Origin of the sequence: Gordonia sp. DT219 (assembly GCF_049847065.1) — a bacterium.
Lineage (GTDB): Bacteria > Actinomycetota > Actinomycetes > Mycobacteriales > Mycobacteriaceae > Gordonia.
Map to the genome: position 1 here is coordinate 18,267 of NZ_JBNCNR010000034.1, position 12,993 is coordinate 31,259.

14 protein-coding genes are annotated in these 12,993 nt (G+C 67.3%); 10 read left to right on the plus strand and 4 right to left on the minus strand.

Translation table 11 applies throughout. The features are described from left to right. Nucleotides 1-113 precede the first annotated feature (113 nt). Nucleotides 114-425: a hypothetical protein gene (locus ACPXB3_RS21115; RefSeq protein WP_425729461.1), complete on the minus strand. Its 312-nt coding sequence runs from the start codon at nucleotides 423-425 to the stop codon at nucleotides 114-116. Nucleotides 426-709: 284 nt separating this feature from the next. Here ACPXB3_RS21115 and ACPXB3_RS21120 point away from each other — a divergent pair, with 284 nt between their 5' ends. The 6 genes from ACPXB3_RS21120 (at nucleotide 710) to ACPXB3_RS21145 (ending at nucleotide 7,052) form a co-directional block, all read left to right on the plus strand. Continuing rightward, nucleotides 710-1,456: an MmpS family transport accessory protein gene (locus ACPXB3_RS21120; RefSeq protein ID WP_425729463.1), complete on the plus strand. Its 747-nt coding sequence runs from the start codon at nucleotides 710-712 to the stop codon at nucleotides 1,454-1,456. 197 nt (nucleotides 1,457-1,653) lie between these two features. Further along, nucleotides 1,654-2,112, plus strand: a complete 459-nt coding sequence (locus tag ACPXB3_RS21125; protein WP_425729465.1) for a hypothetical protein — start codon at nucleotides 1,654-1,656, stop codon at nucleotides 2,110-2,112. Nucleotides 2,113-2,150: 38 nt separating this feature from the next. After that, nucleotides 2,151-2,645 carry a DinB family protein gene (locus tag ACPXB3_RS21130; RefSeq protein ID WP_425729467.1) on the plus strand — a complete coding sequence of 165 codons (495 nt, stop codon included), beginning with the start codon at nucleotides 2,151-2,153 and terminating at the stop codon, nucleotides 2,643-2,645. A 141-nt stretch (nucleotides 2,646-2,786) separates the two neighbouring features. Beyond that, on the plus strand, nucleotides 2,787-4,607 hold the full coding sequence (locus ACPXB3_RS21135) for a TerD family protein (protein WP_425729469.1): 1,821 nt from the start codon (nucleotides 2,787-2,789) through the stop codon (nucleotides 4,605-4,607). Nucleotides 4,608-4,809: 202 nt separating this feature from the next. Then, nucleotides 4,810-5,118: a helix-turn-helix domain-containing protein gene (locus ACPXB3_RS21140; protein ID WP_425706867.1), complete on the plus strand. Its 309-nt coding sequence runs from the start codon at nucleotides 4,810-4,812 to the stop codon at nucleotides 5,116-5,118. 137 nt (nucleotides 5,119-5,255) lie between these two features. Beyond that, a complete protein-coding gene (locus tag ACPXB3_RS21145) occupies nucleotides 5,256-7,052 on the plus strand; it encodes a CocE/NonD family hydrolase (protein ID WP_425729471.1) in 1,797 nt (598 codons plus the stop codon). Nucleotides 7,053-7,062: 10 nt separating this feature from the next. On the opposite strand, the gene ACPXB3_RS21150 is transcribed toward ACPXB3_RS21145, so the two are convergent. Together ACPXB3_RS21150 and ACPXB3_RS21155 are read right to left on the minus strand one after the other, a co-directional pair. Further along, nucleotides 7,063-8,055 (minus strand): ADP-ribosylglycohydrolase family protein, encoded by a 993-nt coding sequence (locus ACPXB3_RS21150; protein ID WP_425729473.1) that lies wholly within the window; start codon nucleotides 8,053-8,055, stop codon nucleotides 7,063-7,065. A 53-nt stretch (nucleotides 8,056-8,108) separates the two neighbouring features. Continuing rightward, nucleotides 8,109-9,383 carry a vWA domain-containing protein gene (locus ACPXB3_RS21155; protein WP_425729474.1) on the minus strand — a complete coding sequence of 425 codons (1,275 nt, stop codon included), beginning with the start codon at nucleotides 9,381-9,383 and terminating at the stop codon, nucleotides 8,109-8,111. Between the two features lie 97 nt (nucleotides 9,384-9,480). Between ACPXB3_RS21155 and ACPXB3_RS21160 the strand changes: the two genes are divergently transcribed. From ACPXB3_RS21160 to ACPXB3_RS21175, 4 genes are all read left to right on the plus strand, one after another. Continuing rightward, entirely contained in the window at nucleotides 9,481-10,191 is a 711-nt protein-coding gene (locus ACPXB3_RS21160; protein ID WP_425706871.1) for an NrtR DNA-binding winged helix domain-containing protein, read from the plus strand. A gap of 128 nt (nucleotides 10,192-10,319) precedes the next feature. Continuing rightward, nucleotides 10,320-10,715, plus strand: coding sequence for a phage holin family protein (locus ACPXB3_RS21165; protein ID WP_425706872.1), 396 nt, complete (start codon nucleotides 10,320-10,322; stop codon nucleotides 10,713-10,715). Continuing rightward, nucleotides 10,715-10,990 carry a DUF3618 domain-containing protein gene (locus ACPXB3_RS21170; RefSeq protein ID WP_425706873.1) on the plus strand — a complete coding sequence of 92 codons (276 nt, stop codon included), beginning with the start codon at nucleotides 10,715-10,717 and terminating at the stop codon, nucleotides 10,988-10,990. Before ACPXB3_RS21165 ends, ACPXB3_RS21170 begins: the two co-directional genes overlap by 1 nt. A 9-nt stretch (nucleotides 10,991-10,999) precedes the next feature. Beyond that, nucleotides 11,000-11,272, plus strand: coding sequence for a DUF4235 domain-containing protein (locus tag ACPXB3_RS21175; protein WP_425706874.1), 273 nt, complete (start codon nucleotides 11,000-11,002; stop codon nucleotides 11,270-11,272). Nucleotides 11,273-11,291: 19 nt separating this feature from the next. On the opposite strand, the gene ACPXB3_RS21180 is transcribed toward ACPXB3_RS21175, so the two are convergent. Further along, on the minus strand, nucleotides 11,292-12,701 hold the full coding sequence (locus ACPXB3_RS21180) for a cytochrome P450 (protein ID WP_425729476.1): 1,410 nt from the start codon (nucleotides 12,699-12,701) through the stop codon (nucleotides 11,292-11,294). Nucleotides 12,702-12,993 lie beyond the last annotated feature (292 nt).

Below are 12,993 nucleotides of genomic sequence, written 5' to 3' on the forward strand. Positions count from 1 at the left end.
GCGGTGGGGGCTGAGGCGCGCCCCGCGGGGGGGCCGCGCCCCCCCCCCCCCCCCCCCCCCCCCCCCCCGCTTCTAGCGGCCTCCCGCGACCCGCGGAGCGCACATCAGTGATGTCAGCCGCCGATCCGGCTCCAAAACGAGCCCTCGATGCCGTTGTCGATGAGGAATTGCTCGAGGGCGTGGTTGCTGTCGAACCGTGCCGAGATGGCGGCAAGGAGATCATCTTCGTCGGCAAGACGGAGTAGCTCTCGCAGGCGGGCGACGTCGTCGGCCGACAGCCTGCGTTCGTACTCGTACTCGCTGTGGTGGAAGAACTTTTCGACACCGGCGCCGCGATCGTGGCCCTCGATCCGGAGTTGACCGTCCTCGGTGAGCGTCACGGTGCGCAGCATCGTGCCGTCGTCGTCGTCCTGCCTGCTGGTCATGACTATGGAATTGTGTTTCTGCCGGTCGTCTTTCATGCCTCGATGTTCACAGGTGTCACCGACAGACCGCGGCGATGGAAGCGTGCGAGATGACGGGCGTCGTGGGCGCGACGGCCCGTGCGTGACCGTCGATCAGCTGAAGTACATGCGCCTCCGACGACGCCGACCGCTGGTCTAGTCTGTTCGCAGCATGCTGAGGCCGCGCGGTCCAGGCAGTGAACTCGGTGTGGCGACGACGTGTCGATCGGCGGCGTCACCGCTCATCGAAGGCGAAGGGGAACGTCATGTCCGGCCCGCAGAATCCGTGGAACGACCCGAATCAGGGCCCGTCACAGTTCGATCAGCCGACCCAACTGGGTCAGCCGGTGCAGCAACCCGGGTACTCCCAGCCACCGGGCTATCAGCAGCCCGAATACCCGCAACCCGGCTACCCGGAGCAGGGCTATCCGCAACAGGGATACCCGCAACAGGGCTCTCCGGAGCAGGGCTACCCGCAACAGGGATACCCCCAGCCCGGCCAACAGCAGCCGGGCTACCAGCAGCCGGGGTATCCGCAGCCGGGGTTTCCGCAGCCCGGCCAGCAGCCCGGGTTTCCGCAACCTGGCCAGGGCCCGGGCTTTCCGCCCCCGAAGAAGCGTCCCGTCTGGCCGTGGATTCTGGGCGGCGGGATCATCCTGCTCATCATCGTTGTCGTGGTGGCCGTCGTCGCGCTCGTCGGGGTCGGCAAGGACGTCGAGAACAAAGTCAGCGGGCCGGTGACGGTGACCTACGAGGTCAAGGGGGACGGGTCGAGCGCCTTCATCGCGTACATGACCGCGGACGGAACGTTGTCGCGGGCGGACAGTCAGTCGATCCCCTGGACGACGAACGTCACGATCACCGGTTCGCTCAAACCGGTGAGTCTTGCTGCCAGCAACGGTGTCGACGACTCGGGAAGCATCACCTGCACCATCAGAGAGGGCAGCAAAGTGATTGCCACAGACACGAAGTCGGGTGAGGGCGCCGTTGCCGCGTGCGGAGGCGTCACCTAGCCGGAATCCGTATGACGTTACGCCCGGAATCCGGGCGCAATGTCATACGGATCGAGCGCCTCCGGCCCCGTCCACGGTGGACAGCACTGCCAGACAGCCCGGTACGGTGACCAAAATGTTATTCGCTCGGGTAACGATTGCCGGATCGGGAACGACGTCCTCCGTACAGCACAACCTTTGAGACGGAGGAGAGTTCCATGATGACCACACCCTCACGACGCAAGGCCACGAGCTGGGTCGTCGGCGGCACGCTCGCAGCAGCCGCGACACTTACCGCGACGCTCGGAACAGGTACGGCCGCAGCGCAAGACGGCGTCACCAGCACGACGCTGTACACGCTGTCGTCCACCGGCGCCTGCGCGGGAACCCTGACCGCTTCCGTCGACCACTATCCGGACGAGGCCGACCTGATCGCCGGCGGAACGCTGTCCGGCGCCGCACCCTGCACACTCGACGTCGACTTCGTGTTCACCAGCCGTGCCGACGGCCACACCACCACCTTCAGCCGCCACTTCGCCGGACCGGGCACCTTCGGTCTGCCGGGCGCCGACGTCGTCTCGCCGGGCGCCCCGGGCGTCTACGATGTTGCCGTCAAACCGCATGCCGCCTATCTCGGCGGACAGACACTGACGATCGACACCACCTACCACGGCTGAGCGGCGGTGCGGGGGCGTCGTGACAGGGAGGGGATCGGATGTCGAGAGTCATTCACGGGTCGGAGCGCGACATTCTCGACGATGCGCTCGACCGCAACCGCGAAGCGCTGATCACCTCGGTCACCCGGCTCACCGACAGCCAGTCCCGACGCCGCCTCGTCCCGTCGGCCACCACCCCGATCGGGCTCGTCAAACACGCGGCCGCGGCCGAACGATTCTGGTTCCAGCGCTTCCTGGCCGGCCGGGACGAGCACGCCTGCGACGGCCCCGCCTCCCCGGGCAAAGGGAGCTTCGCCGTCGGCGACGATGAGTCCCTCGACGACGTCGTCGCCGAATTTCGCTCTACCGCTGCGCAATCGCGGGCCATCGCGGCGGATCTCGCACTCGATGCGGTCCTCACCAATTCGCATGACGAGCCCGTCAGCGTGCGATTTGTGTTGCAGCACATGGTCGAAGAACTCGCCCGCCACACCGGGCACGCCGACATCCTCGTCGAACAGACCCTGGCCGACCCCGGCACCGACGCGGAGTGAGCGGCCCACGCCGGTAATCCGCGCGCCGAGCGCAGTATCCGCAGAACCCTCTGGTCGGATGACAGGGTTGTGTCCGAAATTGTCGGAGGCGTCGGGCACAATCCGCGAGAGGCTTCGCGCCGGGCAGAGGAGGGCACCCACATGGCACGCGAGAACGGGATACCTGCGGGAGGCTGGGCGCTGGTCGACGTCGAGACGTCGGGCACCAGCGCTCGGCGCGACCGTGTATTGAGCCTGGCGGCAATCACTCTCGATCCGGCGGGACGCGTCGACGGCGAGTACGCGACGCTGCTCAACCCTGGCTGCGACCCGGGACCGGTGCACATCCATCACCTCACACCCGAACGGCTGCGTGGCGCACCGACCTTCGATTCGACAGTCCCGCATCTCGAGCGGATGCTGGCTGGCCGCACCCTCGTCGCGCACAACGCCACCTTCGACCACGGATTTCTCGTCGAGGAGGCCCGACGTCTCGGGACGACGCTGCCGATCACCCATCGACTGTGCACGGTCACCCTCGCGCGCCGACTCCAACTCGATGTGCCCAACGTCAAACTCGGGACGCTGGCCCGCTACTGGGGCATTCCCCAGGCGGCCGCGCACGATGCCCGCGACGACGCGCGCACCCTCATGGAGGTGTTCCGACGCAGTGTGGATCTTGCCGGCGCACTCGGACTCGGACTACCGGTGGTCGCCTGCTCGGCCACCTCACGCGCATACCCCGGTCCGGTCACGAGGGTGCCGTGCCCCTGGCGCAACCCGGGTCGGTACGACGCATCCGTCGGTCTCGTCCAGGGCACCAAGATCGCTATCACCGGCCCGACCGTACTGGCACGGGCCGACCTCGCCCGTCGCCTCACCGACGCCGGGCTCGACGTCATGAACAGTGTCAGCGGCAAGACGGGGCTGCTGGTGGCCAATCCGGGCGCCGCAAGTTCGCGGAAGCTCGAGTACGCCAAGGACACCGGAATCCCGGTAGTCGACGAGGGTACGGTCCTGCGGCTGGCCGCCCGGGTGATCGCCGGCGTGGTGAAGTCGGCCCCGGAGTCCATCGAGGTCGTCACCGTCATCGAGCCCGAGCCGGCTCAACAGTCGCCACAGGGGACACCGAAGCCGAGTACGCCGAGTCGTCCGGCCGGTCCGTGGGCCGGGCGGCGCGTCCTCGTGCTCGGCGGCAGCCACGTCGAGGCGACGGTGATGCGTTCGCGCATAACGCAATTGGGTGCCAGCCCGGCGATCAACCTCACCGCGGGAGTCACCGACGTGTTGGTTCTCGACGGGGGCGTCGGCGATCCGCGGATGCCCAAGATACGGTCGCGGGGCCTGACAGTTCTCGGAATGCATCACGTCGACGCGGCACTGGGAACACCGGGCGACCTCGACCCGGCCGACGTCGACAGCGCCTCGGCCGACGTTGCCGCCACACGACCGGAATGGACCCCGATCATGATGACTCCCGGTGCGGTGATCGACCTGCCCGCCGAACTGACCCAGTTCACGATCAACGTGGCGTGGAGTGCAGCCCCGGCACAGGTCGGTGACGTCGACGTGTTGGCGTTCGAGCTCGGCGAGGACGAACGTGTGCTCTCCGACGACGAATTCGTCTTCTTCAACCAGCCGGTCAGCCCCGACGGCGCGGTGACACTGAGCATCGACGGCGACCGGGAGCAGGGCATCGCCGTCGACCTGCGTGCGGTACCCGCCGAGGTCGCTCGCATCATGGTGGGTGCGGCCGTCGAAGGCCGGACCTTCGGCGACATCGGCGCCTTGTCGGTCGGGGTGGACACCACCGAGACGACCATCGCGACCGCGGTGTGCGACGCCGCCACCACCGAACGGTCCATGATCATCGCCGAGATCTACCGACGGAACCGACGGTGGCGCCTACGGATCGTCGGGCAGGGCTACGACGACGACCTCGCCGGCTTCGCCGTCCGGCATGGTGTGGAGATCGACGATTAGCGCGAGGTCACTTCGCGGCAGGAAGATCGCGTCGATTCTGCGCGCCTGGCCTTCAGCGCGTCGTGCATTGCGCGTCGCAGTCGGTACCGGGCGGGCAAAGCGTCCGTGCTAGCTCCCAGTATCAGTTATAAGTGATAGCGCAGCGTGAACAGCTACGAGCAGTAGGAAATAGGCCAACAGCCAAGAAGAGACGGAAATGACGATGACGAATTTGGACGAATTGCGGACTCGACGTCCGGGCAATCGGGAGCGGGTCGATACGGTGCGCGCCGAGATGGAACACGACGCGCAGGTCTACCGGCTGCGGCAGTTGCGGGAGGAGGCTGGGTACACGCAAGGCCATCTGGCGGACCTGATCGGGGTGGGCCAGAACCGGATCTCGCAGATGGAGCACGGACAGATCGTGACCGCACGTGTCGAGACGTTGCGAAAGTACGTCGAGGCTACCGGGGGAGAACTGGAGGTGGTGGTGCGGAAGGCCGACGGTACTCGTGTCCCGCTGGCCCTGTGAGCCCAGGGGAATCAGGCCAGAGTAGTTAAAGACAAACCTTGGTGGAACGAGCCGTTGTGCGTCTCACCAGGTACCCGCCGGTGAGCCACGCCACAGGGTGAGTAAGGTCTGCGCAGGCGAACAAACCGGAGGTAGGCATGCGCGGACGGGTGTTGAAGCGAGTGGCGGTCGTGGCGGGACTGTCCGCGGGCCTACTCGGAGGACTTGCGGTTCCTGCGGCCGCAGCCCCGCCGGCGTATTCGACGACAACGCTGCATTTCGCGGTCACGGGCCAGGACGGTCAGCCCTGCGACGTCGTTGCCGATGCGTATGTCCCCAACGGGCTGAGCGCGTCGAACACCGCGCCCGCGATCCTCACCACCAACGGCTTCGGCGGTTCCAAAGATGACCTGAAACCGGTGGCCGACATGTTCACCCAGCGCGGCTACGTCGTCCTGGCGTACTCCGGGCTCGGCTTCGGCGGTTCCGGGTGCCGCATCAGCTTCGACACCCCCAATCCGGACGGCCGCGCGGCGTCGCGACTCGTCGACTATCTCGGCGGAGCTGCGGGCGCGGCGTATCTCGATGCCGCCCACACCCGGCCGGCGCCGGTGCTGAACGTGGTCACCAAGGACTCGAGCGCGCATGACGGACGGCCGCACGCACACGACCCGCGGGTCGGCATGGTGGGCGGCTCCTACGGCGGCCAGATCCAGTTCGCCGCCGCGGCCACCGATCCACGCATCGACGCCATCGCCCCGATGGTGACGTGGAATGACCTCTCATATTCTTTGTCGCCCAACAACACCGGGCAGACCACCGGCGTCTCGACGCACAACCCGGGTGCGCCCAAGATCAACTGGGACTCTTCGCTGGCGCTGGCGGGCATCATGTCCGGCGTCACGAATGCTGACGTCGACCCGATGCGCCTGACCGGCTGCCCGAACTATCCGCCACAGATCTGCACCGCCTTGGCGCAAGCCGTCACCACCGGTGTCATGGACGAGTCGGTGCGCGCACGGCTGCGGGCCGGGTCGGTTGCGAGCTATCTCAACCGAATCCGAATTCCCACCCTGCTCATCCAGGGCCAGACCGACACCCTGTTCAACATCAACGAGGCGCTCGCCACCTATCGTGGCCTGCAGGCCAATGGTATTGACACCAAGATGATCTGGATGTCGGGCGGTCATTCGGCGTTGCCGGAACCCGGCGACTACGTGGAGAAGGCGCCGAACGCGACCACCCAGTACACCGCGGGGCGGATCGCGGGCTGGATGGACCACTACCTGCTGGGGTCATCGGCTTCGACCGGTCCGCAATTCTCCTATTACCGTTCCTGGGTTGGATATTCGGGCAACGCGGCACCCGCCTACGCATCTGCCGACACCGTCGACGTCGGAACGCCGAGCACGTACCGGCTCTCCGGCAACGACGGCCTGGCCGCACCCGGCGGACCGGTGCAAGCCGGCCTGGCACGGTTCACGACGCCACCGTTCGGATTGCCGACCAACCATGACGCGCCCGACGCGCTCGGCCTGATCAATGTGCCGGAGAACGACATTCCCGGCACCTTCGCGCAGTGGAGCAGTCCGGCACTGACCTCATCGCTCGACGTGGTCGGCTCACCGAAGGTGACCTTACGAGTGCGGACCACAGTTGGCGCGAATGTGCCTGCGGTGCAACAATTGGTGCTGTTCTACCGCGTAGAGGACGTCGATGCGTCCGGTCACGCGACCACCGTCGGCAACCTCGTCGCGCCGGCCCGGATCGCCGACCCGACCAAGCCGTTCACCGTGACCATGCCCGCCTTCGCGCACCGCTTCGACCCGGGACACCGGCTGCGGCTGGTGATCTCCGGTGGCTCCACCAACTATCGCGGCGGCCAGTCGGCCCTGCCGGTGGCGATCAGTGCCGGGGCCGGGCAGACGGTGACGTTGCCGGTGGTCGCCGGATAGCCGTACCGGATCAGCGGACGGCGTCGACCATTCGCCGTAGATCGTCGGCATCGGTGGCGCGGCCGTCGACGAAGGGCCAGCCGTGCACCGCATCGCGGTATTCGTCGGCGATCGCCCTCGCACCCCACCGCGCGCCGAGCAGCCCGCCGGCGATCGCGGCGATCGTGTCGGCGTCGTGCCCGATCCGGATGGCGGCATACAGCGCCTGCTCGAGGTGTGCCGACGGGTCGTCGCCGATCGGTGTCTGCAGCACCGCGGCGGTAGCCGCCTGCAGGGCGGTGACGGTGAAACCGTTGGCGGAGAAGCACCCCGGGTCTTGAGTGGCGGCGTCGTCGAGCCAGGCCGACCACTGATCGCGCCGCGCGGCCGGTAGCAGATCGAGACCCGCGCGGACGTCGAGCCGCTCGTCGGTGATCGCGACCCGGATCGCCTCACACCACACCACGCACGAATCACCGGCGAGTGCGTCGGCGTGGGTGAGTCCCGCGACGGCGCGTGCGGCGTCGGCCAGCACATCCCGAGAATCCAGGTGCGCCACGGCGACCGGCGCGGTGCGCATCAACGCGCCGTTGCCCGCCGATCGCCGATTCTCGGCGGCGTAGACGAGTGCCTCCTCACGCATGACAGTGCCGACGGAGGCATCCGGGTCGGCGTCGAGTCGCCGCGAAGTGGCGGCGAGCACCGCACGGGTCTGGTTGCCGATGTCGGGTGGGATGCCGTCGAAGTCGGTGTACCAGCGCAGGAATCCGCGGGCGACGGCGTCGAGCCCGGCGTCGGAGGTGAGGTCGTGACCGTCGGCAACGGCCTGCGCGATGGCGACGGCCATGGTGGTGTCGTCGCTCCACTCGCCGGGTTGGTAGCTGCCCAGGCCGCCGCCGACCATCTCCGGTATCTCGGCCGGGCCGAGGCGTCGGGCGAATTCATAAGGGACACCGAGGGCGTCGCCGACGGCGGTACCGAGGAGGGCGCCGAATGTGCGGTCGGGGATGGTGGGTGAGGGCACAGGTGGGACTGCTTTCTGTTCGGTGCGAAGGGGTTTGGGCAGCGCGGACGGGGCTAGCCCCGCCGACCGCGTTTGCGGTTGCCTTCGTGGTAGGAGTCGCGTGAACGCTTGGACACGTAGCCGGCGCCGAGAACGGTGGCGTCGCTGCCCAATTCGTCGACGAGGGCGATCTCGGCGGCCAAGTCTTCCGCAGCCGCCGCGGGTGCGGCCGACATCGCATCGACGTAGCTGGCCCGGGACCGTGCCAGGTGTGCGGCGCCGGCGGCCAGATCGCCGGACTCGTAGGCGCGCGACGCCTCGAGTTTGGCTTGCTGGCCTTCCTGATACAGCCGCTCCGACCGGACCACCGGGTCCGGGATGCGGTCGCCGAGTTCGTCGCCGGGCACCACGTTGACCGAGATCGGCAGCGTCACCGTGTGTTCGGTGAGGGTCGCGGTCTCCACGTAGCGCAACTCCAGGGTCGCGAGCTGGTTGAGGCCGAGTGCCGCGAGCCCGTCGACGGACATGCGTAGCAGCAGCTTTCGCTGTTCGTCGGCGTATAGGTCGCCCAGCTCGATCATCACCTCGCCGTTGGCGGTCTGGTGGGCGGGCAGGTCGTTGTACAGCGAGAGCTCGCCGACCTGCTCGACGTAGCGCACGGTCAGCGTCACCGCCTGCGCCGACTTCGACAGCAGCCCCGCGACTTCGGCACCGATCGCGGCGCCGGCCGCGTCGGGGTCGTCGGCAAAGCTGTGGTTGCCGTTGCCGGCACGGGTGATCGCCTCGAGCAGCGATTCGTCATAGCCGCGGCCGTAGCCCAGGGTGGAGGTGACGATGCCGTCGGCGGCGGCCTTGGCGGCGATGCTCGCGAACTCGTCGTGGTCGCGGATGCCGCTGTTGATGTGTCCGTCGCTGATGACGAGCACGGTGCCGCCGCGGGTGCCGGCGTCGGCGGTGGCGCGCCGCAACTCCTGCAGGCCCCGCAGATATCCCGACGACAGATCGGTGCATCCGCCGGGCATGACCGCATCGATGGCCGCGACGGTGCGTTGCTTGTCGGTGAGGGGACCGGCGGGTGCGACGACCGTCGCGGAATCGTCGAAGGCGACGACGCCGAACACGTCCGTCGGGTCGAGCTGGGCGACGATGGCCGCCAGTGCCCGCTGGGCGCCGGCCAACGGGGGGCCGCTCATCGATCCGCTGCGGTCGAGCACGACCTGCAGTGCGGACGCCGGGCGCTCGGAATCTGCCGGTGCGGTGGCCGGAGCCTGCAGCTCCAGCATGACGGTGACCTCGTCGGCGGCCTCGAGGGCCACGACGTCGACGTCGAGGGCGGCAGAGAACTTCATTGTTTCGCTCCTTCTCTCCGCCCCGGCATCCGACCGAGGCGACTTTGCGCGTTCATGAGATTACTACTTTGCGCAGACACTCGCATAGCCTGTGGTCGTGGCCGCCGAACACATCAGTCGACTGACCGACTATCCGCGACCCAGCGTGGCCGTCGACATCGCGGTGCTCAGCGTCGTCGACGCCGAGTTGTGCGTGGTCATCCAGCGCGACGACGACGGGACGGCGATGCTGCCGGGCCGCTTCATCCGGGAACGACGACGCGTCGCCGACACCGTGCGTGAGGTTCTCGAACTCAAGCTGGGGCTCTCGCCCGATCACGTCCACCCGCACCTGTTGCAGGTGTTCGATGATCCGGACCGGGACCGACGCGGGTGGACGGTCTCGATCGCGCATGCCGTCGCACTGCCGGCGGCGGCGCTGACGGACGTGGTCGGGGAGCCGGCTCCGGTGACCGCCTCGGGGGCACTGGCGTCAGGGGAACCGCTGCTCTACGACCATGATCGGATCATCGCAGCCGCCACCGACAGTCTTCGGCGACGCTACGAGGACCGCCCCGACCCCGACAATCTGCTGCCGACCCCGTACACCCTCACCGAACTGCGGGAACTGCACGAGGCGATCCTCGGACGCCGGCTGATGCGGGATTCGTTCAACCGCCGGGTGCAGCCACTGCTGGCGGCCCAGACCGACCGCTCCGGGCAGCCGGTGACGCGGGTGGCCGGTGGCCGGCCGGCGCGTCTGTATGCGAAGAACGCCCCGCCCACCGCGACCTTCGGGTGGAAGCTGCCGAGCAAGAGCGACGAGTGACGCTGCCGGGTCGAAAGTGATCAGGGTTTGAACTGATCGATCCGGGGAACCCGCGACCTCAGAACCCGGCCGCGACCGGGTGACGACGATCCGAATTCCGAGAACATCGTTGCAGGAGGTCGAATGACATGACATCACAAACACCCCACGATCTCTCCACCGTCGAACTCGTCGAAAGGCTTCAGCAGCAGACGGTCACACTGGTGCGAACCGAAATCCGTGACGCCGTCGACGAGGTCAAGACCAAGGGCACCCGCGCGGGAATCGGCATCGGTGTCTCCGGAGTCGGGCTGCTGCTCACCCTTTTCGGCCTGGGCGCGCTGACCGCCGCGGCGATCGCCGGACTGGCCAATGTGGTCTCGGTGTGGCTGGCGGCCGTGATCGTCGGCGCGATCCTGCTGGTGGTCGGCGGTGGCGCCGCAGCCATCGGCGCCCAGCGCGCCAAGGCGCAGATCCCGCCGGTGCCCCGGCATGCCACCGACAGCGTGCAGCGTGACGTCAACACGATCAAGGAGCACATCTGATGACCGATCCGATCAACGATCCCACCAATGTCGAAGTGCGCCAAGTGGCCTCGGAGAACACTCCCATCGAGGAGCAGCGTGCCGAACTCGCCGACACCGTCGACGCACTCACCAACCGCCTCGACGTGCCGGCCCGAGTGGGCGCAGCCAAAGATCGCGCCACGCACGCGGCCGTGGACACCGCCCGCGACAATCAGACAACGATCATCGGTGCGGTGGCGGCAGTGGTGGTGGCGCTGGGGGCCATCATCGTCATCCGTCGGCGCCGGCGTTAGGAGCCAAAAGTGTCTGCCACGTCGAAGATCATCTACAAGCCGCTGTCGATGGGAACCAGTGTTCTCGGTGGCGTCGTCGCGGGCGCGGTGTTCAACCAGATATGGAAGCGGATCTCCGACAAGTCGGGTCCACCCGACGCCGAGAACCTGGAGCGGAGCACCGGTGAGGTGATCGCCGCAGCTGCCTTGCAGGGCTTGGTGTTCGGTGTGGTGAAGGCAGCCATCGACCGCGCCGGTGCGCAGGGGTACGCGAAGGTGACGCACACGCCGCCGGCGGCGTGAGAGTAGCGGCCGCCGATCGTCACCGCCGTCGGATATCGATGGGCAAACCGTCGGCGGGAGTGGGGCCGGTGCCGTATTCGAGGTCGAGGGTGTAGTCGGCGGGCACCGACCACTCGAAACGCAACAGCATCTGATGCAGGATCGACTTCACCTCCATCCCACCGAAATACAGGCCGATGCATTTGTGGGCGCCGCCACCGAACGGCGCCCACGCGAAGCGGTGGACCTTGTCCTCGCGTCGCTCGGGGGAGAAGCGCTCGGGGTCCCACGTCGTCGGGTTCGGCCACCATTCCTCGCGCAACATCGTCGCCCACGGATGGATTGCGATGAGGGTTCCGGCGGGAACGTAGTGGCCGAGGATGTCGGTGTCGGCGACGGTCTTTCGGAAGAGCATGCCCACCGGGGCGTTGATGCGCAGGGTTTCCTTGAATGCCGGCTCCATGCTGGGCAGCGCGCTCAGGTCGTCATAGTCGAGCGTATCCTTGCCCAGGGCGAGGGACTCATCCCGAAGGCGTTGCTGCCATTGGGGATTACGGCCCAGATGATGCACCATCATCGACAGTGCGATCGTCGAGGTGTCGTGGGCGGCCATCATCACGAAGATCATGTGGTTGACGACGTCCTTGTCGCTGAAGGCGTTGCCCTCGTCGTCGACGCTGTGGCACAGGACCGAGAACAGGTCGTCGCCGCTGCCCGCACGTCGGGCGGGGATCTCCGAGCGGAAATACTGCTGCAGCAGTTCACGTCCACGCAGGCCGCGTGCCCACGTGAAGTTGCCGACGTCGGCGCGGATGATCGCCTGCCCGCCACGGACGGCGGCTTCGAAGGCCTTCTCGAGGCGATGATTCTCGTCGGCGTTCAGCGTCGAACCGACGAACACCTCCGACGCCAGCGACAGCAACAGTTCCTTTGTCTGGGTGTACATCGGAAAGCCTGCGCGCACATCCCAATTGGCGAGCGACTTCTCGATGTGCGGCGTCATGAGATCGAGGTAGCCGTTGAGGCGTGGCCGGGAGAACGCCTGCTGCATGATGCGGCGGTGATGCATGTGCTCGGCGAAGTCCATGAGCATGATCCCGCGCCGGAAGAACGGGCCGATCATCGGCTCCCAGCCCTGTTCGCTGGAGAACGCCTTGTCGCGGTTCATCCACGCGCACTCGACGGCCTCCGGCCCGACGAGGGTCACGATGTTCATATTCAGCGATCCCGACCAGGACACCGGCCCGTACCTCTCGAATCGTTGCATCGCGCTCTTCAACGGATCGGACAGGGCCTCAAAGGTGTTGCCGAAGAACGGTATTCCGTCATCACCCAACACCGGCTTGAGTCCGGAGCCGGCGGGCGGATCGGCGAGCGGGGTCACCGGCCGCGGGTAGTGCGAGGTGACCGCCGCGAGGGCCTTCTGTAATCGCTTCGCCGTCGTCGGCATCGTCTGTACCTCCCGATTCGCCCGACGGACTTGCCGCCGATCTTGTAGACACAAATAGTCATCTTTGTGTCAATAGCGTCAGTGTACAAGGATGATGTGGTGGGCGTCACCCCACCGTGGGCGGCGGCCGGCTCATCGAATCTGCTGCAAATTTTTGCGAGCGTCAGAGTCCGCGGGTGGTGAGTAGGTGGCGCAGGCGCGATTCGCTCGGTGACCGTGTGACGGCATCCTTCAGTACGTCGGCGGGATCCCAGGTGATGATCTCGACGACGTCGTGGGCACCGGTGCTGCC

What these genes read in the sequence shown, in the direction of transcription:
- ACPXB3_RS21115 (WP_425729461.1), bottom strand. Translation starts at nt 425, where the DNA reads ATGACCAGCAGGCAGGACGACGACGACGGCACGATGCTGCGCACCGTG.
- ACPXB3_RS21120 (WP_425729463.1), top strand. Translation starts at nt 710, where the DNA reads ATGTCCGGCCCGCAGAATCCGTGGAACGACCCGAATCAGGGCCCGTCA.
- ACPXB3_RS21125 (WP_425729465.1), top strand. Translation starts at nt 1,654, where the DNA reads ATGATGACCACACCCTCACGACGCAAGGCCACGAGCTGGGTCGTCGGC.
- ACPXB3_RS21130 (WP_425729467.1), top strand. Translation starts at nt 2,151, where the DNA reads ATGTCGAGAGTCATTCACGGGTCGGAGCGCGACATTCTCGACGATGCG.
- ACPXB3_RS21135 (WP_425729469.1), top strand. Translation starts at nt 2,787, where the DNA reads ATGGCACGCGAGAACGGGATACCTGCGGGAGGCTGGGCGCTGGTCGAC.
- ACPXB3_RS21140 (WP_425706867.1), top strand. Translation starts at nt 4,810, where the DNA reads ATGACGAATTTGGACGAATTGCGGACTCGACGTCCGGGCAATCGGGAG.
- ACPXB3_RS21145 (WP_425729471.1), top strand. Translation starts at nt 5,256, where the DNA reads ATGCGCGGACGGGTGTTGAAGCGAGTGGCGGTCGTGGCGGGACTGTCC.
- ACPXB3_RS21155 (WP_425729474.1), bottom strand. Translation starts at nt 9,383, where the DNA reads ATGAAGTTCTCTGCCGCCCTCGACGTCGACGTCGTGGCCCTCGAGGCC.
- ACPXB3_RS21165 (WP_425706872.1), top strand. Translation starts at nt 10,320, where the DNA reads ATGACATCACAAACACCCCACGATCTCTCCACCGTCGAACTCGTCGAA.
- ACPXB3_RS21170 (WP_425706873.1), top strand. Translation starts at nt 10,715, where the DNA reads ATGACCGATCCGATCAACGATCCCACCAATGTCGAAGTGCGCCAAGTG.
- ACPXB3_RS21180 (WP_425729476.1), bottom strand. Translation starts at nt 12,701, where the DNA reads ATGCCGACGACGGCGAAGCGATTACAGAAGGCCCTCGCGGCGGTCACC.